At 67.6% G+C, this 21,531-nt stretch carries 19 protein-coding genes and 1 tRNA gene; 10 read left to right on the plus strand and 10 right to left on the minus strand.

The window, feature by feature from the left end:
* Positions 1–39: 39 nt before the first annotated feature.
* Positions 40–2,268 (minus strand): CDC48 family AAA ATPase, encoded by a 2,229-nt coding sequence (locus ACQUSQ_RS09010; RefSeq protein ID WP_435068427.1) that lies wholly within the window; start codon positions 2,266–2,268, stop codon positions 40–42.
* Positions 2,269–2,453: 185 nt separating this feature from the next.
* Here ACQUSQ_RS09010 and larC point away from each other — a divergent pair, with 185 nt between their 5' ends.
* Complete coding sequence (gene larC, locus ACQUSQ_RS09015) at positions 2,454–3,815, plus strand: nickel pincer cofactor biosynthesis protein LarC (RefSeq protein WP_435068428.1); 1,362 nt, start codon at positions 2,454–2,456, stop codon at positions 3,813–3,815.
* A 1-nt stretch (position 3,816) separates the two neighbouring features.
* Here larC and ACQUSQ_RS09020 read toward each other — a convergent pair whose 3' ends face one another.
* Complete coding sequence (locus ACQUSQ_RS09020) at positions 3,817–4,545, minus strand: hypothetical protein (RefSeq protein WP_435068429.1); 729 nt, start codon at positions 4,543–4,545, stop codon at positions 3,817–3,819.
* A gap of 77 nt (positions 4,546–4,622) precedes the next feature.
* On the opposite strand from ACQUSQ_RS09020, the gene radB reads away from it, so the two are divergent.
* Entirely contained in the window at positions 4,623–5,315 is a 693-nt protein-coding gene (gene radB, locus ACQUSQ_RS09025) for a DNA repair and recombination protein RadB (RefSeq protein WP_435068430.1), read from the plus strand.
* On the opposite strand, the gene ACQUSQ_RS09030 is transcribed toward radB, so the two are convergent.
* Positions 5,310–6,452 carry a CBS domain-containing protein gene (locus tag ACQUSQ_RS09030; RefSeq protein ID WP_435068431.1) on the minus strand — a complete coding sequence of 381 codons (1,143 nt, stop codon included), beginning with the start codon at positions 6,450–6,452 and terminating at the stop codon, positions 5,310–5,312. The genes radB and ACQUSQ_RS09030 overlap by 6 nt on opposite strands.
* A 119-nt stretch (positions 6,453–6,571) precedes the next feature.
* On the opposite strand from ACQUSQ_RS09030, the gene ACQUSQ_RS09035 reads away from it, so the two are divergent.
* Positions 6,572–7,321 carry a potassium channel family protein gene (locus tag ACQUSQ_RS09035; RefSeq protein WP_435068432.1) on the plus strand — a complete coding sequence of 250 codons (750 nt, stop codon included), beginning with the start codon at positions 6,572–6,574 and terminating at the stop codon, positions 7,319–7,321.
* 32 nt (positions 7,322–7,353) lie between these two features.
* On the opposite strand, the gene ACQUSQ_RS09040 is transcribed toward ACQUSQ_RS09035, so the two are convergent.
* Both ACQUSQ_RS09040 and ACQUSQ_RS09045 read right to left on the minus strand, forming a co-directional pair.
* Positions 7,354–7,518 carry a hypothetical protein gene (locus ACQUSQ_RS09040; RefSeq protein ID WP_435068433.1) on the minus strand — a complete coding sequence of 55 codons (165 nt, stop codon included), beginning with the start codon at positions 7,516–7,518 and terminating at the stop codon, positions 7,354–7,356.
* Positions 7,519–7,617: 99 nt separating this feature from the next.
* A tRNA-Val gene (locus tag ACQUSQ_RS09045) sits at positions 7,618–7,692 on the minus strand.
* Between the two features lie 203 nt (positions 7,693–7,895).
* Between ACQUSQ_RS09045 and trpD the strand changes: the two genes are divergently transcribed.
* The 4 genes from trpD to trpG are packed head-to-tail and all read left to right on the plus strand — an operon-like array spanning position 7,896 to position 11,777.
* Positions 7,896–8,891: an anthranilate phosphoribosyltransferase gene (trpD, locus tag ACQUSQ_RS09050; RefSeq protein WP_435068434.1), complete on the plus strand. Its 996-nt coding sequence runs from the start codon at positions 7,896–7,898 to the stop codon at positions 8,889–8,891.
* Positions 8,891–9,529 (plus strand): phosphoribosylanthranilate isomerase, encoded by a 639-nt coding sequence (locus ACQUSQ_RS09055; protein WP_435068436.1) that lies wholly within the window; start codon positions 8,891–8,893, stop codon positions 9,527–9,529. The genes trpD and ACQUSQ_RS09055 overlap by 1 nt, the downstream gene beginning before the upstream one ends.
* Positions 9,526–11,154, plus strand: coding sequence for an anthranilate synthase component I (gene trpE, locus ACQUSQ_RS09060; protein ID WP_435068438.1), 1,629 nt, complete (start codon positions 9,526–9,528; stop codon positions 11,152–11,154). The genes ACQUSQ_RS09055 and trpE overlap by 4 nt, the downstream gene beginning before the upstream one ends.
* Positions 11,151–11,777: an anthranilate synthase component II gene (trpG, locus tag ACQUSQ_RS09065; RefSeq protein ID WP_435068439.1), complete on the plus strand. Its 627-nt coding sequence runs from the start codon at positions 11,151–11,153 to the stop codon at positions 11,775–11,777. Before trpE ends, trpG begins: the two co-directional genes overlap by 4 nt.
* Before the next feature lie 4 nt (positions 11,778–11,781).
* Here the strand turns inward: trpG and ACQUSQ_RS09070 are convergent, their stop codons facing one another.
* Positions 11,782–11,979, minus strand: a complete 198-nt coding sequence (locus ACQUSQ_RS09070) for a hypothetical protein (RefSeq protein WP_435068441.1) — start codon at positions 11,977–11,979, stop codon at positions 11,782–11,784.
* A gap of 452 nt (positions 11,980–12,431) precedes the next feature.
* Between ACQUSQ_RS09070 and ACQUSQ_RS09075 the strand changes: the two genes are divergently transcribed.
* The 3 genes from ACQUSQ_RS09075 (at position 12,432) to ACQUSQ_RS09085 (ending at position 16,872) form a co-directional block, all read left to right on the plus strand.
* Positions 12,432–15,524, plus strand: a complete 3,093-nt coding sequence (locus tag ACQUSQ_RS09075; RefSeq protein ID WP_435068442.1) for an adenosylcobalamin-dependent ribonucleoside-diphosphate reductase — start codon at positions 12,432–12,434, stop codon at positions 15,522–15,524.
* A gap of 172 nt (positions 15,525–15,696) precedes the next feature.
* Entirely contained in the window at positions 15,697–15,816 is a 120-nt protein-coding gene (locus tag ACQUSQ_RS09080; protein ID WP_435068444.1) for an HVO_2523 family zinc finger protein, read from the plus strand.
* Positions 15,817–15,879: 63 nt separating this feature from the next.
* Complete coding sequence (locus ACQUSQ_RS09085) at positions 15,880–16,872, plus strand: phytoene/squalene synthase family protein (RefSeq protein WP_435068445.1); 993 nt, start codon at positions 15,880–15,882, stop codon at positions 16,870–16,872.
* Here the strand turns inward: ACQUSQ_RS09085 and cruF are convergent.
* The 4 genes from cruF to ACQUSQ_RS09105 are packed head-to-tail and all read right to left on the minus strand — an operon-like array spanning position 16,865 to position 21,502.
* Positions 16,865–17,722 (minus strand): bisanhydrobacterioruberin hydratase, encoded by an 858-nt coding sequence (gene cruF, locus ACQUSQ_RS09090; protein WP_435068447.1) that lies wholly within the window; start codon positions 17,720–17,722, stop codon positions 16,865–16,867. The two genes, ACQUSQ_RS09085 and cruF, sit on opposite strands and share 8 nt — an antisense overlap.
* A complete protein-coding gene (locus ACQUSQ_RS09095; protein ID WP_435068449.1) occupies positions 17,715–18,545 on the minus strand; it encodes a prenyltransferase in 831 nt (276 codons plus the stop codon). Before ACQUSQ_RS09095 ends, cruF begins: the two co-directional genes overlap by 8 nt.
* Positions 18,542–20,041 carry a phytoene desaturase family protein gene (locus tag ACQUSQ_RS09100; RefSeq protein WP_435068451.1) on the minus strand — a complete coding sequence of 500 codons (1,500 nt, stop codon included), beginning with the start codon at positions 20,039–20,041 and terminating at the stop codon, positions 18,542–18,544. Before ACQUSQ_RS09100 ends, ACQUSQ_RS09095 begins: the two co-directional genes overlap by 4 nt.
* Positions 20,042–20,089: 48 nt before the next feature.
* Positions 20,090–21,502 (minus strand): FAD-dependent oxidoreductase, encoded by a 1,413-nt coding sequence (locus ACQUSQ_RS09105; protein ID WP_435068452.1) that lies wholly within the window; start codon positions 21,500–21,502, stop codon positions 20,090–20,092.
* Positions 21,503–21,531: the final 29 nt, after the last annotated feature.

Below are 21,531 nucleotides of genomic sequence, written 5' to 3' on the forward strand. Positions count from 1 at the left end.
TAAGTGCAACGTGACAGCGTAAAAGAACGGGGGTGGTCGCTACTGGAAGCCGATGCGGCCGCCGCTGCTGCGACCGGCGAAGTTCTCGCCACCGCCACCCTTGAACTGCTCTTGGACCTGCTCGTAGTAGTCCATGATGTCGTCGGTGATGGTGGGGCGGACGTTCTCCATCGCCTGCCGGAAGTGGCGCATCTCGACTGCCTCGGCGTCTTCGTCCTCGCGGAGCGCGACCATCGCCGCCTCGCGGGCGATGCTTTCGAGGTCGGAGCCGACGTAGCCGTCGGTTATCTCTGCGATTTCGCGCAGGCTCACGTCGGGCGCGAGCGGCGAGTCCTGCGTGTGAATCTTCAGAATCTGCTCGCGACCCTCCTGTTCGGGCTCGCCGATGAACACGAGGCGGTCGAACCGACCCGAGCGCAGGAGCGCGGGGTCTATCATGTCGGGGCGGTTGGTCGCGCCGATGACCATCACGTTGCCCATCTCTTCGAGGCCGTCGAGTTCGGTGAGCAACTGGTTGACGACACGTTCGGAGACGTTGTTACCGACCTCGTTCCCTCGCGAGGGGGCAAGCGAGTCGAGTTCGTCGAAGAAGATGACCGTCGGGGCCACCTGTCGGGCCTTCCGGAACGTCTGCCGGATGGCCTTCTCGGACTCACCGACCCACTTCGAGAGAAGTTGCGGGCCGCGAACGCTGATGAAGTTGGCGTTGGTCTCGTTGGCCACCGCTTTCGCCATCAGCGTCTTCCCCGTCCCCGGCGGGCCGTACAGCAAGACGCCCTTCGGCGGGTCGATGCCCATCCGGTCGAACTTCTGGGGCGAGGAGAGCGGCCACTCGACCGCCTCCTGCACCTTCTGTTTCGGCTGGTCGAGTCCGCCCACGTCGTCCCACGTTATCTTCGGGAGTTCGACCAGCACCTCGCGCATGGCGGAGGGTTCCACCTCGCCGAGCGCGCCGCCGAAGTCGTCGCGCTTGACTATCATCCGGTCGATGAGACTCGGCGGAATGTCCTCCTCGTCGAGGTCGATTTCGGGGAGGTAGCGCCGGAGTGCCTTCATCGCGGCTTCCTTGGTCAGGCTCTCGATGTCGGCGCCGACGAAGCCGTGAGTCTCGTCTGCGAGGTGGTCGAGACTCACGTCGTCCGAGAGCGGCATCCCGCGCGTGTGAATCTGGAGAATCTCTTTCCGGCCCGCCTCGTCCGGGACGCCGATTTCGATTTCGCGGTCGAACCGACCGGGGCGACGGAGCGCGGGGTCGACGCTATCGACCCGGTTCGTGGCCGCGATGACGATGACCTGTCCTCGGGTTTCGAGGCCGTCCATCATCGTCAGGAGTTGGGCGACGACCCGGCGCTCGACTTCGCCAGTCACGTCCTCGCGCTTGGGCGCGATGGAGTCGAGTTCGTCGATGAAGATAATCGACGGCGACTCGTCTTTGGCGTCCTCGAAGATTTCGCGCAACTGCTGTTCGGACTCGCCGTAGTACTTCGAGATAATCTCCGGGCCGGCGATAGAGAAGAAACTCGCGGAGGTTTCGTTGGCGACGGCCTTCGCGAGGAGGGTCTTCCCCGTCCCCGGCGGGCCGTGGAGGAGGACGCCCTGCGGAGGCTCGATGCCGAGTTTCTTGAAGATTTGCGGGTGCTTCATCGGGAGTTCGACCATCTCCCGGACACGCTGAATCTCGCTCTGGAGGCCGCCGATGTCTTCGTACGTGATGCCGCCGCCGGTCTTCTCGAAGCCCGAAATCGGCTCCTCGCGAAGTTCGACGTCGGTGTCTTCGGTGACCAGACAGACGCCGTCGGGTTCCGTCTCGACGGCGATGAGCGGGATGGCTTGTCCCGGCGAGCGCATGAACGGGTGGTTCGTACTCGACATGACGGGCACGATGTCGCGCTCGACGACCGGGCGCTTGAGAATCTGCCGTTTCACCATGCCGGCGGCGTCGGAGCCGAACTGGACGCTCGCCTCCTCCGGCGGCGCGAGGACGAGTTTCTCGGCTTTCGTCGCCTCCGCCTTGCGGATGGTGACGCGTTCGCCGATGCCGACGTCCGCGTTCTGTCGAGTGAACCCGTCGATTCGGACCGTGTCGGTGTTCCAGTCCTGCCGGTCGGCGCGCCACACCTTCGCCGCCGTCCGGTCGGCCCCTTCGATTTCGATGATGTCACCCGGGGACAGCTTCAGGTGAAGCAGCGTGTCGGGGTCGAGTCGGGCGATACCACGTCCCGAGTCGTTCGGGTACGCTTTCGCCACTTCGAGTTGCACTTCGTTCATGATGATCCCGCGAGGATGGTGAGGTTTCCGCGGTGGTGCGGGATAAGTTTGTTGCTACCCCGAATCACGTGCCGGGATGCCGCTCCAAACTGTGTCATGCAATAGCATACGAACGGGCCGTACAAACCCCTACCGATTCAAGCACCGGTCGCAAGCCGTTTGCCCGTCGCGCCCGACGAGCGCGTATGAAGACGCTCGCGTTCGACGGTCGCATGGGAGCGAGCGGCGACATGCTCTGCGGGGCGCTGCTCGCCGCCGGTGCCGACCCCGCCGCCCTCGATGCGGTCACCGCCGCCCTCGACATCCGCTACGAGGTCGGGTCGACGACGAAAGCGGGTATCGAGGCGACCACCGTCGACGTGGTGACGACGGCGGATGACGGCCATTCTCACGACCACTCTCACGGGAACGATGACCACTCTCACGGGCACGCTCACGACGACCACGCCCACGAACACGGTCACGACGGTCATTCTCACGAGCATTCCCACGAGCACACTCACGACGACGACCATGCCCACGAACACACCGACGACGACCCCACGCCCGCCGAGGGCCACGGCCCCAACCGCACGTACGCCGAAGTCGTCGCCATCGTCGAGTCGCTGGACCTCCCGGCGGGCGTCGAGGAGACGACGCTCTCGGTCTTCCGCCGACTGGGTGAGGCGGAGGCGACGGTCCACGGGACCGACCTCCACGACACCCACTTCCACGAGGTGGGCGCCGACGACGCCATCGCGGACGTGGTCGGCGCGTGTTGCCTGCTCGCCGACCTCGACGTCGACCGCGTGGTGACGACGCCGGTGGCCGCCGGCGACGGAACCGTGTCGATGAGCCACGGCACCTACCCCGTTCCCGCGCCCGCCGTCGCCGAAATCGCGGCGAACGCCGACTGGTCGCTCCGCGGCGGCCCGGTCGAGCGCGAACTCCTCACGCCGACGGGAGCGGCCCTGCTCGCCGAACTCGCCGACGGCGTGGAACGCCTGCCCTCGCTCGACGTCGACGCCGTCGGCTACGGGGCGGGCGACGCCGACGTGCCCGGCCACCCGAACGTCCTCCGAGTCCTCGTCGGCGACGGCGCCGGCGGCCTCCGGCGCGAGGAGATTTCGGTGTTGGAGACGACTGTCGACGACGTGACGCCGGAGGTGCTGGGCGGCCTCCAAGAGACGCTCGCCGAGGCGGGCGCGCGAGACGTCTCTATCGTTCCAACGACGATGAAGAAATCGCGGCCGGGCCACCTCGTGAAAGTCGTCGTCGACCCGGCGGACGCCGAACGCGTCGCGCGCCGATTGGCCGAGGAGACCGGTACCCTCGGAGTTCGTGAGGGGGGCGCCGGCCACCGCTGGGTCGCCGACCGCTCGTTCGAGACGGTCCGGCTCGATATCGACGGCGCGTCCCACGAGGTGCAGGTGAAAGTCGCCACCGACAGCGACGGGCGGGTGTACGACGTGAGCGCGGAGTACGACGACGCTCTCGCCGTCGCGGCGGAGACGGCTCTGTCCGTTCGCGACGTGTTGCGACGGGCGGAGGCGGCCATCGAGCGGTAGGTCAGCGGTCGCGGTGTTCGGCCAGCGCCTCCGCTATCGTCAGGTCGCCGGTGGCGACGCGGCGGGCGAGGGTGTCGTCGATAGTCCGGTCGTCGCCCGACAGTTCTCTGGAGCGGTCCTTGATTCGCTGGAGTTCGCCCGCCGTGGGGTCGATATCGCGAGACTCCACGCGCTCGCCGTCCAGTCGCGCGATGTTGACCGCGGCGAGAACGTCGTCCATGCCCCGCGCGCCGTTCCCGAGATACGGCGTCGTCCCCGTCTCGTCGACGAGTTCGACGGGTACGTCGTCGAGGTCCTCGACGAGTCGCGCCCCCTGCAGTCGAGCGCCGTCGCCGATTCGGACCACAGGGTCGACGGCGTCTGCCACCTCCTGTCGGATAGTCTCGACGGCGTCGCTCAGCGGCACCTGAAACGCGGCGACGACTGTCTCGCCCGAGAGGACGGCGATGCCCGGGCGGGGGCCGGGGTCGACGCCGACGACGGTCCGACCCTCGCCGCCGCGGAGCCGGGAGAGCGCCTCGTCGACGGCGCGCCGTGCCTCGCCCGCCGTGGCCGTCACGTGCTGGACGTCTCCGCTCGGAGCCGGGTCGTCCGGCGCGGTGAGCACGACGGACGCGCCGTCCGGCAGGTCGTCGCCGGGTTCGACGGTAGTGAACGTCACGCCGCGCTGTCGGAGGCGGTCGACGACCTCGTGGTACAGTGCGAAATCGGCGGTGGCGACGACAATCACGCCAGTCCTTCTCCCCCGCGGCGCTAAAGCGTGTCGCGGTGTCGAGGGTTTATGACCCACAGCGACTCAGTTCGTGTGTGTCCGACCCAGTCCCCATCGGCTGTCAGCCGCTCGACGACCTGCTCGGCGGCGGGTTCGAGCGCGGCACCGTCACGCAGGTGTACGGCCCGCCAGCCGCCGGTAAGACGAACCTCGCGCTCTCGGCGGCGGTACAGGTCGCCGCCGACGGCGGGACGGCGGTGTTTATCGACACCGAGGGGCTGTCCATCGAGCGCTTTCGCCAACTCGCCGAAGCGACCGCCGATGGCGACGTGGAGGAAATCACGTCCCGCATCGTCGTCTCCGAGGCCCACGACTTCGCCGAACAGGAGGAAGCGGTCCGGGACGCCGCGGAGTTCGCCTCGCGCGCCGAGTTAATCGTCCTCGACAGCGCGACGGGGTTCTACCGTCTGGAGCGCCACGACGACGACGACGAGGGCGAGACGCTGCGCCGGGTTGGCGGGCAGGTGACGCATCTCCTCTCGCTCGCCCGCAAACACGACCTCGCGGCGGTCATCACGAATCAGGTGTTCACCGACCCCGAGGGTGAGCGAGCGCGAGGACTCGGCGGTCACACGCTCGACCACTGGACGGGGACGGTACTCAGACTCGACCGGTTCCGCGGCGGGAAGCGCCGAGCGACGTTAGAGAAACATCGGTCGAAACCCGCGGGCGATTCGGCGACGTTCCGAATCACCGGCGAGGGGCTGGCTGCTGGCGAAGACCTATAGCTCGCCGAGTTTCCGGAGGAGCTGGCCGCGGTACTCCTCGTCGGCGATGAGTCCTTTCAGTTCGAGGACGTTTCGTTCGAGCGTATCGAGGGCGACGTGGAAGCCGTGGTCGGCGCCGTAGCCCTCGCCGGTGCCGGCGACCTGCCCGCGGTTAGTTCGCAGTCGAATCTGGCACTGGATGAGCGGCGTGCCGCGCAGTTTCTCCTTGTGTTCGTGGAATCGAACGTGGGCGTGTTGCACCTGCATCTCCTGATACTTGTCGGCCACGCTAGTGATGTCCTCGACGATTTCCTCGCGGGTGATGGTGTCCAGCAGCGCGACGTTGGTAATCTGGACGTCCATCTGGCCCTCCTCGGTGAAGGTGAGCGCCCGGAGCACGTCGGTCTTGGTGAGGACGCCGGCGACGGTGTCGCCGTTCTCCCCGTCGGAGACGACGAGGCCGGAGATGTCGTTGTCGAGCATTCGGCGGACGGCGTCTTCGACCGTCTCGTCTGCCGTCGTCGTCAGCACGGGGCTGGTCATGAGGTCGTAAACCGGAAGGTCGAGCATCCGGTCGATGTCGCCACGGCGGTCCTCCCGCCCCTGTCGGTCGGCGTCGCGGACGACGAAGTCCACGATGTCGTGGGTGGTGAGGACGCCGGTGAGCGAGCCGTCCTCGTCGACGACGGGGAGCCGCGAGATGCCGTGTTTGCGCAGGCGGTTGATGGCCTGTCCGACGTGGGACTGCTCGCCGACGGTGACGACGTCTTCGGTTCGAATCTGCTCGACGGTCAGCGCATCGAGGCTGTCGAGGACCGCCTCGAGGATGGCGTCGGCGGTGACGATGCCCCAGAGTTTCTCGCCTTCGTAGACGGGCGCAATCTTGGTGTTGCCCTCGACGAGGACCCGCGCCACCTCGCGGACGTCTTCGGTTCGGTCGACTCGCGGCGCGGGCTTCATCAGCACGCTCGCTTTCGTGTCGTCCTCGATTCGCGAGCGGACGAGGTCACGCTCGCCGATGACGCCCGCGTACTCGCCGTCCTCCGTGACGATGAGCCCCTTCGGGTTCTCTCGCTCGAAGATGGAGCGGACCTTCGCCAGTCGCTCGCCAGCGTCTACTTCGATGTACTCGGAGATGGCAATCTCGGAGATATCCATAGGTGTACGTGCATCGCACGATGGCTTGAAAGTTGTTCCTCCGGCCTAACTGGTGAGAACACCCGGTAACGTTTGCACGGAGGTCCACGCTTTTGATTGGGAGCGGCGTCGTGCCGGTGGTGGCCCGCTCGAACGTCCCCATCGTGGCGAACCGGTGGCTGCTCCGCCGGGTCGCCCGCCCCGTGCTGGCGCTGCTCGGGGTCGTCGCCTGTGGCGTCGGTGGGTTCGTCTACATCGGCGGCGTCAGCCTCGTCGAGGCGGCGTTCTGGCTCCTCGACCCGTCGAGCATCGCGCTCTACTACCAGACCGCCTCGGGACCGGTCGACCGCGTCAAGACGTTCGCCATCGTCGTGCGCGTGGCGCTCGTCGGCGCGCTGCTCTGGACGGGCGAAACGGCGCTGACGGCGGCGTTCGGCGGGCAGATACAGGAGGAACTCAAACGCGTGAAAAACCAACGAGAACGAGCCTCGGTCGAGGACCACGTCATCATCTGTGGCTACGGGATGTTCGGACAGACGGTCGCCGAGCGAGCGCGCGAACAGGGGCGCGAAGTAGTCGTCATCGAGCGCGACCCCACGCAGTACGAACGCGTCCTCGACGACGGCTTCCTCGGCGTCGAGGGCGACGCCAAACACGAGGGCGTCTTGCAGGATGCGGGCGTCGACCGCGCGTCGTCGCTCGTCGCCGCCATCGACGACTCGAACGCGAACATCCAGATTGCGCTGCTCGCGACACAGCTCGCGCCGCATCTGACCGTCGTCGTCCGCGTCGGCGACGAAACCTACGAGTCCGTGGCGCGCCACGCCGGCGCCGACGAGGTCATCATCCCCGAAGTCGCCGGCGGTGAGCAGGTGCTGGAGCGGTGGTGACCGGGAAGCGGGACAGGCTGGACGTGACTCACTCACTTCGATTCCGGTAGCCCAGAGCGGAGCAGGCCGAGAACACCAATCAGGGCACCGGCGAACAGCGCCCACAGTCCGATATCCGAAAACAGCCCCGTGCTACTGAGGGAGAGAAAGCCACCGAAGAGGAGGAGAAGTATCCCGAACCGGTACGTGACGCTCATCGCCACACGGACGCTTCGGGGTCGACATCAGTCTTCTGGGAAATCATGTGGGAGCGAACCAGCCGACGGCTCGACGAGCAGTTCGGTGAGAAACGGAAGTGGGTTGGGGCGAATTTGAATCGCCGGCCTCCTCCATGTCAAGGAGGTGTCATAACCAGACTAGACCACCAACCCGGTCGTGACGTGCTTTCGAACGCATCTCTACGTATCGCTGGCTGGTAATTGAACCTTTCGGAACCGCGACCCGCGCGTCGATTCCGGGGAATATATGACCGACGACGACAGCGGCGCGTGGTCACCCCGCCTCCCGACGACAGGTTTAAGCAAGTGTATAGATTTGTTCATTGCAAGCCGAACTAATACACTGGTGTTCATTAATGCAGGACTATATCGAGCGCGTTACCGAGGGTGAGGACTTGACACGCGAGGAGGCACGGGATGCGGCCCGGGCCGTCTTCGAAGAGGCGACCGAGGCTCAGATTGGGGCGTTGCTGGCGGCGCTTCGGGCGAAAGGCGAGACGGAGACGGAGATTGCCGGCTTCGCGCAGGGGATGCGGGACGCGGCACGGACCATCACGCCCGACCGCACGCCGCTGGTCGACACCTGTGGGACGGGCGGCGACGACTACGACACCATCAACGTCTCGACGACGAGCGCCATCGTCGCCGCGGGCGCGGGCGTCGCCGTCGCCAAGCACGGCAACTACTCCGTCTCCTCGACGTCGGGGAGCGCGGACGTGTTGGAAGTCGCGGGCGTCGACGTCGAGGCCGAACCGCCGGCGGTCGAGGAGGCCATCGAACGCGACGGCATCGGCTTCATGCTCGCGCCGGTCTTCCACCCGGCGATGAAGGCGGTCATCGGTCCACGGAAGGAACTCGGGATGCGGACGGTGTTCAACGTCCTCGGCCCACTGACCAACCCCGCCGGCGCCGACGCGCAGGTGGTGGGCGTCTACGACCCGGACCTCGTCCCCGTTCTCGCCCGCGCACTCTCGCAGATGGACGTCGACCGAGCGCTCGTCGTCCACGGCTCCGGCATGGACGAAATCGCGCTGCACGACGCCACGACCGTCGCCGAAGTCGACGGCGACACCGTGACGGAGTACACGCTGACGCCGGCCGATTTGGGACTGGAGCAGGCGCCCGTCGAGGCCGTCGCGGGGGGCGACCCCGAGGCGAACGCCGCCGACCTCGAAGGTATCGTCACCGGCGACGTGACGGGGCCGAAACGCGACATCATCCTCGCGAACGCGGGCGCGGCCATCTACATCGCGGGCGCCGCACCCGACTTGGCCGCCGGCGTCGACGCGGCGCGGGAGGCCATCGACTCCGGTGCCGCGGCCGCGAAGTTCGACGACCTGCGGGGCGTCTGATGGTCCGCTCGAAAATCTGTGGCGTGACGAGCGAGACGGACCTGCAGGCGGTGGCCGACGCCGGCGCCGACGCCGTCGGTATCATCACCGAGGTGTCCGTCGACACGCCGCGGGAAGTCGCGCCCGAACGCGCCGCGAACCTCGTCGCCGCCGCTCCGCCCTTCCTCTCGACGGTGCTGGTGGCGATGCCCGACACGGCGACCCGCGCCGTCGAACTCGCGGGCGCCGTCGCGCCCGACGCCATCCAGTTGCACGGCGAGTTCGACGACGCCGACATCCGGTACATCCGGCGCGAGGCGCGCGCGGACGTCATCACCGCCGTCGACGCCGGGGACCCCGAGCGGGTGCGCCGGTACGACGGCGTCGCCGACGCCCTCTTGCTCGATTCGACGACCGAGTCGGGCGCGGGCGGCACGGGCGAGACGCACGACTGGCACGCCGCCCGAGCGCTCGTCGAGGACCTCTCGACGCCGGTCGTTCTCGCGGGCGGGTTGACGCCGGGGAACGTCGCCGAGGCGGTGGAGACGGTCGACCCCTACGCCGTCGACGTCTCCAGCGGCGTCGAGCAAACGGGCGGGGAGAAAGACCACGACGCCGTCGCCGCGTTCGTCCGGAACGCGGCGGAGGTGTTTGCATGACCCCCGACCACGACCGAGCGGCGTTCGTCGACTGTCTGGCCGACCGGACCGACCCGGTCGTCGCTCGCCTCGCCGTCACGCTCGACGCCGAGACGGCGCCGCTGTCTGCCTACGCCGCCCTCGACGACCGGAGCGACTACGGCTTCCTGCTGGAGAGCGCCGAGAAGACGCCTTCCAGCGACCCCGAGGGCGCGTTCACCGCCGACGGCGAGGGCGCCGACCGCCACGCGCGCTACTCCTTCGTCGGCTACGACCCCGACGCCGTCGTCTCGGTGACCGGAACCGACGTGACCGTCGATTCGCTCGGCAGCCCCACGGCCGAACTCGTCGCGGAGCGGGCGGGCGTCGCCGACGCGGACGATGCCGACGTTCTGGACGCCCTCCGAACTACCCTCCCCGACTTGGAGCGAGTGGGCTTCCCAGAGGCCGATCGCCAGCAACTCGACGGCGGGCTGGTCGGGTTTCTCGCGTACGACGCCGTCTACGACCTCTGGCTCGACGAGGTGGGCGTCGACCGCCCCGACCCCGTCGTCCCCGACGCGGAGTTCGTCCTCACGACCCGGACGGTCACCTTCGACCACGCCGAGGACGCCATCGAACTCGTGTTCACGCCCGTCGTCACCCCCGATTCTGACCCCGGTGCAGTGTACGACGCTCTCGTCGCGGAGGCCCGCGACGTGGAGGAGACGCTCGCGGACGCCGAGGCCCCCGAGACGGGCGGGTTCGTTCGAGAGGGAGAGACCGCCGGCCCGCGCGAGGCGTACGAGGACGCGGTGCGGACGGCGAAAGACCACGTCCTCGACGGCGACATCTATCAGGGTGTCATCTCCCGGAAGCGAGAGTTGACGGGCGAGATAGACGCGCTGGGGCTCTACGAGTCGCTTCGCGCCGTCAACCCCTCGCCGTACATGTACCTCCTGCGCCACGACGACCGCTCCATCGTCGGCGCCAGCCCCGAGACGCTGGTGTCGGTGCAGGGGACCCGGGTCGTCTCGAACCCCATCGCGGGCACCTGCCCGCGCGGCACCAGCCCGGTCGAGGACCGCCGTCTCGCGGGCGAGATGCTCGCCGACGGCAAGGAACGCGCCGAACACACGATGCTGGTGGATTTGGCGCGCAACGACGTCCGCCGGGTGTCCGACCCCGGTTCGGTCCGGGTCGAGGAGTTCATGAACGTACTCAAATACTCCCACGTCCAGCACATCGAATCGACGGTCACGGGGCGTCTCGCGACGGACGACACCCCCGGCGCGGGCGGGGAGCGCGACCCGCCCTTCGACGCGTTCGACGCCACGCGCGCGACGTTCCCGGCGGGGACGCTCACCGGCGCGCCGAAGGTGCGGGCGATGGAGATAATCGACCGGTTGGAGCGCGACCCCCGCGGCGTCTACGGCGGCGGCGTCGGCTACTACTCGTGGTCCGGCGACGCCGAGTTCGCCATCGTCATCCGGACGGCCACGATAGCCCACGGCGACCCCGACCGAATCACGGTACAGGCCGGCGCTGGCATCGTCGCCGACAGCGACCCCGCGAGCGAGTACGAGGAAACCGAGCAGAAGATGGGCGGCGTCCTCGACGCCCTCGACCGCATCGAACAGGCCACCGAACCGGAGGCAACGCGATGAAGGTACTCGTCGTCGACAACTTCGACTCCTTCACCTACAACTTGGTCGAGTACATCTCCGACCACCCCGACCCGGCGACCGGCGAGCCAATCACGGTCGAGGTGCTGAAAAACACCGCGTCGCTGGAGGACGTGCGGGCTATCGACCCCGACGCTATCGTCATCAGTCCCGGTCCGGGCCACCCGAAAAACGACCGCGACGTGGGCGTCACCCTCGACGTGCTTCGCGAGGTGAGTCCGACGGTGCCGACGCTCGGCGTCTGTCTCGGCCTCGAAGCGGCCGTCTACGCCTACGGCGGGAGCGTGGGCCACGCGCCGGAGCCAATCCACGGCAAGGCCTACCCCGTCGACCACGACGGCGCGGGCGTGTTCGCGGGGCTCGAACAGGGCTTTCGCGCCGGGCGCTATCACTCGCTCGTGGCGACGAGCGTCCCCGACTGTTTCGACGTGACGGCGACGACGACACACGTCACCGAGGACGACGAGGTGGACCTGATTATGGGCATCCGACACCGCGAGCACCCCATCGAGTGCGTGCAGTTCCACCCCGAGAGCGTCCTCACTGCCGCGGGCCACGACATCATCGACAACTTCCTGCACCGACTGGCGATGCCGACGGCCTGACCGCTCAGCCGAGGAACATCGACGCCAGCAGGAGGACGCCGACCACGAGGGCGGCGATGGTCACCAGTCGCCACGCGACTTTCAGGACGACGCGCCCGACGAGGACGACGACGCCGATGACGACGATGGCGAGTAGCAGTTGCCCGAGCGGTCCACCGAGGAGGCCACCCAGTTGGAGCGCCACTTGCGGCGAGAGCGACATATCTGATATCGACTCACAGCGGGCGCATAAGTCTGTGGGCAGTACGCCGCCGCTCGGGCGGTTCGGTTATGTATCACAATCTGGACACGTAACGACGGCCGGCGTGTGACCGTGTGATACGGTGTGTTCTCTCGTGTCACTCAGCTGTGGGCATCGCCAGCACACGGTCACCGCAATCGACCAACCACCAGTTCGACTGGAACACCGCCGCTGTCGGGCGATATTCTTCGCATATTCCACTTCCGCTCCGGTCTACATAGCGTTATATGCGTCGCCCCGGGAAGATTGAGTTGTACAGGCGGCATCGTGTCCCGGCCCATCGAGGGAAGTAGACAGGAATCGGACAGTTTGGCGGGCGGAACCAACGCCTTTACCTCTCGATTCCACATATGCACGAGCGGATTCACGCCAGCTATCGGGCCGGGCGGGGGACCCGCCGACCTTCACCAGACATGAGTACGTACGACATCGACACCGACGAAGTGGAGTTACCAATCAAACGCACCGACGGAGAGACACTCGAAGAGCGACTCACCGCCAACGCGTATCACAACATCCTCCCCGCGCGCTACCTTCGGAAGGACGCGAACGGCGACCTGATAGAGGACCCGGAGGACCTCTTCCCGCGCGTCGCGAAGAACATCGCGCTCGCGGAGGCCGTCTTCGAGGCGCGCAAGCAGGACGTCGACATCACGGTCACGCCGGACCAGTTGAAGCCCGACCATCCCCGACGCGACGAACTCGCCGCCGAGGTGTTCGGTAAGGGTACGACCGTCGACGACGACGTCGAGACGTCGCTCTCCGAGCACAACGTCAACAAGTTCGCCTACGAGACGGTCGTCCCCGAACTCCCCGAAGACGTACGCGCCACCGTCGAGGAGACGCGCGAGGAGTTCGAGACGCTGATGGGCGACCTCTCGTTCATGCCGAACTCGCCGACGCTGATGAACGCGGGCGACGAACTGCAGCAGTTGTCGGCGTGTTTCGTCGACTCGCCCGAGGACGACATCGACGACATCCACCAGACCGCCAAGGAAGCGGCACAGGTCTTCCAGTCCGGCGGCGGGATGGGCTATGCCTTCTGGCGGCTCCGACCCTACGGCGACCCCGTCGGCTCGACCGGTGGCATCGCCTCCGGTCCCATCACGTTCATGCGGACGTTCGACCAGATGTGCGAAACCATCGCGCAGGGCGGCGCGCGCCGCGGGGCGCAGATGGGCGTCATGCGCATCTCGCACCCGGACGTGATTCAGTTCATCCACGCCAAGAACAAGGACGTCTCGCTGGCGCACACGCTACGCCTCAACGACCCGGACGACTACACTCACACCACGTTCAACGAGGCGCTGGAGGAGGCCCGCGAACTCATCGACGACGAGGGGAAGGTGCCGAAACACCTCCGCAACGCCGTCGAGGGTCACCTCTCGAATTTCAACATCTCCGTCGGCATCACCGACGACTTCATGGAATCGCTGCAGGAGGGCGGGGAGTTCACCTTCACCAACCCGCGAACGGGCGAGCCACACATCGCCACGCCGGAGACGAAGGAACTCTACGACATGTTCGGCCTCGCCGAGTACGTCGAAGTCGGCGAGGAACTCTCGATGCCCGCCGAGGTGCTGTGGGAGGACATCGTCGAGGGCGCCCACGAGAACGGCGAACCGGGCGTCATCTACCTCGAACGTGTGAACAAGCAACACTCCTTCGACGTGGAGGAGAACCCCGACCACCGCATCCTCGCGACGAACCCCTGTGGCGAGCAGCCACTCGAAGAGTACGAGGCCTGTAACCTCGGGCACATCAACCTCTCGACGCTCGCGGACCTCGACGCGCCGGACTGGCGGGTCTGGGCCGACGAACACGCGGACGAGTACGACACGGAGGCCGAAGCCGTCGACGCCTTCCTCGAGGAAGCCATCGACTGGGACGCGTTCGACCACCGCATCGACTACGGGACGCGCTTCCTCGAGAACGTCGTCACCATGTCCGACTTCCCGGTGGACGAAATCGAGCAGAAGGTCCGGGAGATGCGAAAGATTGGACTGGGCGTCATGGGGCTGGCCCAGCTGTACGTCCAACTCGGCATCCGCTACGGGAGCGACACGGGGAACGAAGTCGCCCGGCAGCTGATGAAACACATCAACCACCAGTCGAAGTGGTCCTCGCACGAACTCGCCGAAGACCGCGGGACCTTCTCCGACTGGGACGATTCGAAGTACGCCGACCCGACGCGCTACCGCGAGTGGTTCGAGCATCACACGGGACTGGACGCCGACGAGTGGGCCGACGGCTTCCCTATCCGCAACCACAACACGACGACCATCGCGCCCACGGGGACGACGTCGATGGTCGGCAACACCACCGGCGGTTGTGAGCCGATTTACAACGTCGCCTACTACAAGAACGTCTCCGACGACGTGCAGGGCGACGAGATGCTCGTCGAGTTCGACGACTACTTCCTGCGGACGCTGGAGGCAAACGACCTCGATATCGACGCGGTCAAGGAGGAGGCACAGGAGCAGATGGCCGCCAACGAGTTCGACGGCGTCGAGGGGCTGGAGACGGTGCCGGACCCCATCGGCGAACTGTTCGTCGTGACCGGTGACCTCGCCGGTAAGGAACACGCCGCGGTCCAGTGTGCGTGTCAGAAGGGCGTCGACTCCGCCATCTCGAAGACCTGTAACTTCCCCAACTCCGCGTCCGTCGAGGACATGGACGAGGTGTATCGCTACATCTACAACAACGGCGGGAAAGGCGTCACCGTCTACCGCGACGGCACGCGCTCGAAGCAGGTTCTGACGACCCGCGCCAAAAACACCGAGTTCTCCGACGAGAGCGAGGCCGCGGAGATGCTGGTCGAACAGATAGAGGAAGTGTTCGGCGGGCTCGAAGGCTTCCTCGACAACGAGGACGTGCAGGCGGCGCTCGACTCGCAACTGGACGATATGCTCGCCGCCGCGGACGGCGAGCGCGAACTCGGTACGAAGCGCCCGCGCCCCGACGTCCTCCACGGCGTCACCCAGCGCATCGACACCGGCTACGGGAAGCTCTACGTCAACATCAACGAGGACGACGCGGGACAGCCGTTCGAGCTCTTTGCCAACATCGGCAACTCCGGTGGCTTCACCGCCTCCTTCACCGAGGCGCTGGCCAAGACCATCTCGACGGCGCTTCGCTCGGGCGTCGACCCGCGCGAAATCGCCTCCGAACTGCAGGGCATCCGCTCGCCGAAAGTCGCGTGGGACAAGGGCGAACAGATTAACTCCATCCCCGACGCCATCGGGACGGCGATGCGCCGCTATCTCGACGGCGAAATCGACCAGCCCTACCCCAAACAGCAGAACCTCTCCGAACTCGAAGACGCGGAGATGGAGGCCGCGGCGGCGGCACCGACCGAGGGAGCGGACGGGACGGCCGTCGACGACGACACCGCCGACCTCCTCGCCGCCGGCGAGAGCCCCGAATGCCCGGAGTGTGGCGAGATGAACCTCTACTACTCCGAAGGCTGCAAGACCTGCGAGTCCTGCGGCTGGTCCGAGTGCTGAGCCGCTAGTCGTTCGACGATTTCCGTTTTTTCGCCCGTCAAGTCGACCGTTTCCACGGCAGTAGCGACGGCCGTAGAACGTTCGAGCGCCTCCGATGTCGCAATCTTCCGATTCGTGAATCGAACTGCCGACGGGCGGAACAGTCATGTCGCTGTGGTAGTCATATAAAGCCATGTCTGCACGGAGTGGCCGTCCCTGCCCTAGCTGTGAGACGGCGATGCATCGCCGTCACTGCAAGTACGTCTGTCCGAATCACGGGGTCGTCTACGACTGCAGCGACACCTTCTGGTAACATGGTCCGTCGCGCCGCTGATAGCCCACGCAGTACGTGGGTCACGACAACGGAGGCCCGCGGATGGTGAGTGACGACGGCGTTGCCCGTGGGAAGTCGATTCAGCGCCGGACGGGGAAGACGTTCCACCTCGCGACCCGGCTCCTGCCCGAGCGAGTTCGGGAGCCGACGTACGTTCTCTACGCCTTCTTCCGGGTGGCGGACGAGGTGGTCGACGACGCGGAGGGAGTGCCCCCGGCCGAGCAACGGGCGGAACTCGAACGCCTCCGGGCGGCGGCGCTGGGCGAGGAGCCGACCGACGACCCGGTGCTCGCCGCCTTCGCCGACCTGCGCGAGACACACGACATCCCCGACGCGGACGTGAACACGTTCGTCGACGCGATGTTGACCGACGTGAGCAAAGACAGGTATGAGACGTTCGAGGAGTTGCGGGCGTACATGGACGGCTCGGCGGCCGCCGTCGGCCGGATGATGACGGCGGTGATGGACCCCGAGGACCCGGAGCGAGCGCTCCCGCACGCGACGGCGCTCGGCGAGGCGTTCCAACTTTCGAACTTCCTTCGGGACGTGCGCGAAGACATCGTCGAGCGGGACCGAATCTACCTGCCGATGGAGACGCTCGCGGAGTACGGCGTCTCGGAGCGCGAGATTCGTGACTTCGAGATGAGTCCGGCGTTCGAGCAGGCGATGGAGCGAGAGCTTCGACGGACGGAGGCGCTGTATCACGAGGGCGTCGCCGGCATTGAGGCGCTGCCCGAGGACTGTCAGTTCCCGGTGCTGGTGGCCGCGGTGCTCTACGCCGACCACCACCGGCTCATCCGGGCGCGGGAGTACGACGTGCTGTCGGCGACGCCACAGATAGGCACGGCGCGAAAGTTGGCGCTGGTCGCGCGCACGCGCTGGCACTGGGCGTGGAACCGCGACCCCGAAACCGTCTTTCGGCGCGTCAGCGCCATCCCCGACCGGCCCGAGGCGACGACGGACCGCGGCCGGACGCCCGGCCTCGCGCGCCGTCTCCTGCAGGGCGCCGTCGACAGCCTCCGCCGTCTCACCTGAGTCGCGCCGGGACGAAGGGCGTCGCGTCGAAGCGGGTGGCGCGGAGGAGGCCGACGCCGAACAGGCCGCCGACGGCGGCGGCGCCCCAGTTGCCGAAGTAGACGTTCACCCCGCTCCAGAGGAGCACGAAACTCACCAAGTCGTCGAGTGCGAACTCACAGGTTTCGAGGCGGTCACGGAGCGCCGTCCGGTCGAGGACGGCGTCGAGGACGAGGACGGTAACCGTCGCCGAGAGCACCCAGCCCGCGAAGTTCGAGAGCGGGACGCCGTACACCGGGCCGCCGTCGGTGTAGGCCCAGAAGCCGAGCGCGACGGCACCGGGGTCGAGGACGAGGTCCATGGCGACGACAGTCCCGATGACGGCGGGGAGACGAATCGCGGCCGACCGCGCTCGGCGGCCGAGCAAGAGCAGGGAAAGCAGGTAGGCGTTGCACACGAGCGGTAGGAAGAAGACGGGGAGGCCGACTGGGACGCCTGCGATGGTAGGGCCGAGGTCGATAGCGTAGTGGAACTCGCCGTAGGGCCACGCGGTCCGGAGGCCGACGAACTCGATGGCGTAGGCGTAGCCGGCGAGTGCGAGGATGCCGACGCCGGCCCGCCGGTCGACGAGCGGTGCGACGCCGACGAGCAACGGCGAGCGCATGACGAGGGTGCCGAGGAGGATGAGCAGGGGGTGAAAGGCCAGCGGGTCCGGCACGACGCCCTCGGCGCTGGCGACGAGGAGGACGGCGCCGACGAGCGGGAAGACGACGGCGATGGTGACTCGGTTGTCGCGAACGAGGGCGTCGAGACGCGCCTGCACGTCGGCGCGAGAGCGGTTCGTCGCGGTGACTGGTTCGCCGTCAGCCATGAACGAGCCTCCAGAGGCCGCCGATGGAGATGAGCGCGCCGACGACGGTGTTGACGGCGGGGAACCACCAGTACGCGCGTGCGGTGTCGACACTTGACCAGCCGACGAGGGCGATGCCGACGGGGTAGAGAGCGAGGAGCGCGCCCAGTCGCAAGTCGAGAGCGCCGAAGGCGACGGCGGCGAGGGTCCAGCAGGCGGCGCAGTAGGCGTAGGCTCGGCGCTCGCCGAGGCGGGTCGCCGTCGTTTCGATGCCCGCCCGCCGGTCGGGGTCGATGTCGGGTATCGCGGAGAAGGTGTGCATCGCCATCGACCACAGCCACCCGCCGGCGACGGCGAGAAGCGGCGGCTGTGCGCCCGCGACGGCGGTGTAGGCGGCCACGCCGGGCAGGACGTACAGTCCGTTCGAGAGCGAGTCGAGCGGCGGGCGGGTCTTCAGGCGGAGCGGTGGCGCGCTGTACGCCACGCCGAGAGCGAGGAAGCCGGCGAGCCACGGCCACGCCGCCGGCGGCGTCAGGGCAGTGGGGAGGAGTAGGAGAAGGCCGCTGGCGACGACGGCCAGCGGGACCACGCGCTCGCCGCCGTAGCGAACCTCGCGGTCCGCTTTCTTCGGGTTCTCGGCGTCGGCGTCGGCGTCGAACACGTCGTTGACGCCGTAGAGGAGGACGTTCGCGGGGAGGAGGAAGTACGCAAAGAGGGCAATCGTGGTCGGCGTGAACAGGTCGGCGGGCGACCGCGCGCCGTAGACGACGCCAACCGCGACGGGGCCGGCGAGATAGAGCCAGAACCGCGGGCGCGAGAGTTTCAGGAGGTAGGCCAGCGTCATCGTGATTCGGCCATCGCCTCCGCCGTCAGCCGGCCGCTGATGAGACACATGGGGACGCCGATGCCCGGCGTGGTGTACGACCCGGTGAAGTAGAGGCCGTCGACGGCCGACGAAGCGTGGGGCGGGCGGAGGAGCGAGGTCTGACGGAGGGTGTGTGCGAGGCCGAGCGCCGACCCTCGCATACTGTTGTAGCGCTCGGCGAAGTCGGAGACACAGAACGATTTCTCGAAGACGATGCGGTCACGGAGGTCGACGCCCGTGTTGGCGGCGATGTCGTCGAGCAACAGGTCGCGAAACGCCTCGCGTCGCTCGGGGCCGTCGTCCAGTCCGGCGGCGATGGGGACGAGTGCGAACAGGTTGCTGTGGCCCTCGGGAGCGACGGTGTCGTCCGTCTTCGAGGGGACACAGAGGTAGTAGGCGGGGTCGTCGGGCCACGCCGGGTCGCCGAAGATGGTGTCGAAGTGGTCGTCCCAGTCCGTCGGGAGGACGAGCGTGTGGTGTTCGAGCGCGTCGACGTCGCCCTCGACGCCGAGATAGAGGAGGAAGGCAGAGGGCGCGTAGGTGCGTGACTCCCAGTAGTCGGCGTCGTACTGGCGGTCCTCGGGCACGAGGAGGTCCTGTTCCGTGTGAGCGTAGTCGGCGTTCGACACGACTTCGTCGGGGAAGAACTCGCGCCCGTCGTGGGTTCGGACGGCGAAGCCGCCTCGCTGGCCCCTGATTTCGGCGACCGGGTGGTTCGTGCGGAAGTCGACGCCGAGTTCCTCGGCCATGGCGACGACGCCGTCGACGACGCCCCCGAGTCCGCCCTCGGGGTAGTAGACGCCGAGTTCGAAGTCGACGTGGCTCATCAGGTTGTAGAGCGCGGGCGTGTTGTCCGGCGCGCCGCCGAGAAAGACCAGCGAGTACTGGACGATTTGCTGGAGTTTCGGGTGGTCGAAGTAGTCCTCGACGTGGCCCTGCATGGTGCCGAGAAGCGAGAGGCCGCGGGCGTACCGAAACACGTCGGGGTCGATGTAGTCGCGGAGGCGAGGGCGGTCCTCGTAGACGAAATGCTCCATCCCCACCTCGTAGGTGTAGGCCGCTTGGTCGAGGTAGTCGTCGAGGGCGTCGCCCGCGCCGGGTTCGTAGGATTCGAAGAGGTCACGGTTCTGCTCGATGTCGGGGACGAGGTCGACCCGGTCGCCGTCCTTGAAGAAGATGCGATAGTGAGGGTCGAGGCGTTCCAGCCCGTAGTACTGGCTGGGCTTGCGCCCGAAGTCGGCGAAGAAGTCCTCGAACACGTCGGGCATGAGATACCACGACGGTCCCATGTCGAACCGGAACCCGTCGGCGTGGAGCCTGCTCGCCCGGCCGCCGAGTTGGTCGTTTTTCTCGAGTACCGTCACGTCCGCGCCGGCGTCTGCGAGATAGCAGGCCGTCGAGAGGCCGCCGAACCCGCTGCCGACGACGACGACCGAGCGACCATCGACCGACGGCGTCGGCGGGCTACCGTTCATGCCCCGCCGTTGGGACGTGACCCCTATATACTGCCCGCCCGGTTCGCGTTACAGATTCCCCGCGACCACCTTCGCGGCGACGAGGACGGGGTCCCAGACGGGGCTGAACGGCGGGGCGTAGGCTAGGTCGAGACGCGTCAGTTCGGCGACGGTCAGGTCGGCCTCGATGGCCGTCGCGAGCGTGTCGATGCGGATGGCGGCGCGGTCCCGGCCAGCGATGGCGCCGCCGAGGACGCGTCCGGTGGTGCGGTCGGCGACGAGCGTGACCGTCGTCTCCTCGTTTCCGGGGTAGTAGCCCGAACGCGACCCCGCAGTTATCGTCTCGCTGACGGGGTCGAAGCCGGCGTCGGTCGCCGCCGCCTCGTCGACGAGTCCGACGCGGCCACATTCCATGTCGAAGGCCTTCACGACTGCCGTCCCCGCCACGTCGCCGACGGGTGTCGGCGTGCCAGCGACGGTAGCCCCGACCGCTCGACCGGCGCGGTTGGCGGTCAGCCCGAGCGGTATCCACGTCTCCCGACCCGTGACCGCGTGTCGCGCCGTCGCCACGTCGCCCGCGGCGTAGACGGCAGGGAGGGAGGTACGGCCGTAGGCGTCGGTGCGGATGGCGCCGTTCGGGCCGCGGGCGGCGTCCGTATCGTCGAGGATGGCCGTGTTCGGCCGGACGCCGACGCCGAGTACCGCGAGTTCGACCGGAATCCGGTCGCCGTCGACGACGACCCCCTCCACTCGGCCGTCGCCGGCGAGGCGGTCGACCGCCGTATCGGTGTGGACCGTCACGCCCCGTTCGGCGAGATGTGGCTCCACCCGGTCGGCGACGGCCGGGCCGAACGGCTGGAGGACGTGCCCGGACCGCTGAAAGAGGTGGACATCGACGCCGCGGGCGGTCAGCGCCTCGGCCATCTCGACGCCGACGTAGCCGCCGCCGACGATGGCCGCGCGGTCCGGAGAGTCGAGCGCGGCGTTGTTGGCGACGGCGTCGTCGTCGACCGGGCCGTCGCCGAGGCGAGCGGGGTCGTACGCGTCGGGTGGGGCGAGGTAGGCGTCGAGTGCCGCGGCGCTGTCGAGGCCGTGAATCGTGAAGACGCCGTCGAGGGTGGCGTCGAAGTCGCCGGTCGTCGCGCTCGCGCCCGTCGCCACCAGCAGTTCGCTGTACGGCTGTTCGAACCGGCCGTCCGCGGCGTCGACGGTGACGGTTCGGCTCCGGGGGTCGACCGCGACGACTTCGTGGCCACGCCGCAGGTCGATGCCCCGGTCGGCGATGTCGCTCGGCGAGAGCGACAGGAGGTCGGTCAGTCGGTCGACCGACCCCTCGACGAAGTAAGGGAGGCCACAGTGGGCGTAGGACACCCACTGTCCGCGTTCGAAGACGACGACGTCGCGGTCGGTTTCGCGCCGGAACTTGCTCGCCGCGCTCAGGCCGGCGGCGTCACCGCCGACGACGACGAACGGGTGTGCCATGCAAGCGAGACGGGGACGAGCGACAAAAG

Source organism: Haloplanus sp. C73, assembly GCF_051195115.1.
GTDB lineage: Archaea > Halobacteriota > Halobacteria > Halobacteriales > Haloferacaceae > Haloplanus.

Bases quoted from the DNA above. Each gene is read 5' to 3' on its own strand.
- ACQUSQ_RS09040 (WP_435068433.1), bottom strand. From the start codon at position 7,518: ATGAGCGTCACGTACCGGTTCGGGATACTTCTCCTCCTCTTCGGTGGC.
- trpD (WP_435068434.1), top strand. From the start codon at position 7,896: ATGCAGGACTATATCGAGCGCGTTACCGAGGGTGAGGACTTGACACGC.
- ACQUSQ_RS09100 (WP_435068451.1), bottom strand. From the start codon at position 20,041: ATGAACGGTAGCCCGCCGACGCCGTCGGTCGATGGTCGCTCGGTCGTC.
- ACQUSQ_RS09095 (WP_435068449.1), bottom strand. From the start codon at position 18,545: ATGACGCTGGCCTACCTCCTGAAACTCTCGCGCCCGCGGTTCTGGCTC.
- ACQUSQ_RS09085 (WP_435068445.1), top strand. From the start codon at position 15,880: ATGGTGAGTGACGACGGCGTTGCCCGTGGGAAGTCGATTCAGCGCCGG.
- ACQUSQ_RS09055 (WP_435068436.1), top strand. From the start codon at position 8,891: ATGGTCCGCTCGAAAATCTGTGGCGTGACGAGCGAGACGGACCTGCAG.
- cruF (WP_435068447.1), bottom strand. From the start codon at position 17,722: ATGGCTGACGGCGAACCAGTCACCGCGACGAACCGCTCTCGCGCCGAC.
- ACQUSQ_RS09105 (WP_435068452.1), bottom strand. From the start codon at position 21,502: ATGGCACACCCGTTCGTCGTCGTCGGCGGTGACGCCGCCGGCCTGAGC.
- trpG (WP_435068439.1), top strand. From the start codon at position 11,151: ATGAAGGTACTCGTCGTCGACAACTTCGACTCCTTCACCTACAACTTG.
- ACQUSQ_RS09030 (WP_435068431.1), bottom strand. From the start codon at position 6,452: ATGGATATCTCCGAGATTGCCATCTCCGAGTACATCGAAGTAGACGCT.
- ACQUSQ_RS09010 (WP_435068427.1), bottom strand. From the start codon at position 2,268: ATGAACGAAGTGCAACTCGAAGTGGCGAAAGCGTACCCGAACGACTCG.
- ACQUSQ_RS09075 (WP_435068442.1), top strand. From the start codon at position 12,432: ATGAGTACGTACGACATCGACACCGACGAAGTGGAGTTACCAATCAAA.
- ACQUSQ_RS09080 (WP_435068444.1), top strand. From the start codon at position 15,697: ATGTCTGCACGGAGTGGCCGTCCCTGCCCTAGCTGTGAGACGGCGATG.
- ACQUSQ_RS09070 (WP_435068441.1), bottom strand. From the start codon at position 11,979: ATGTCGCTCTCGCCGCAAGTGGCGCTCCAACTGGGTGGCCTCCTCGGT.
- larC (WP_435068428.1), top strand. From the start codon at position 2,454: ATGAAGACGCTCGCGTTCGACGGTCGCATGGGAGCGAGCGGCGACATG.
- trpE (WP_435068438.1), top strand. From the start codon at position 9,526: ATGACCCCCGACCACGACCGAGCGGCGTTCGTCGACTGTCTGGCCGAC.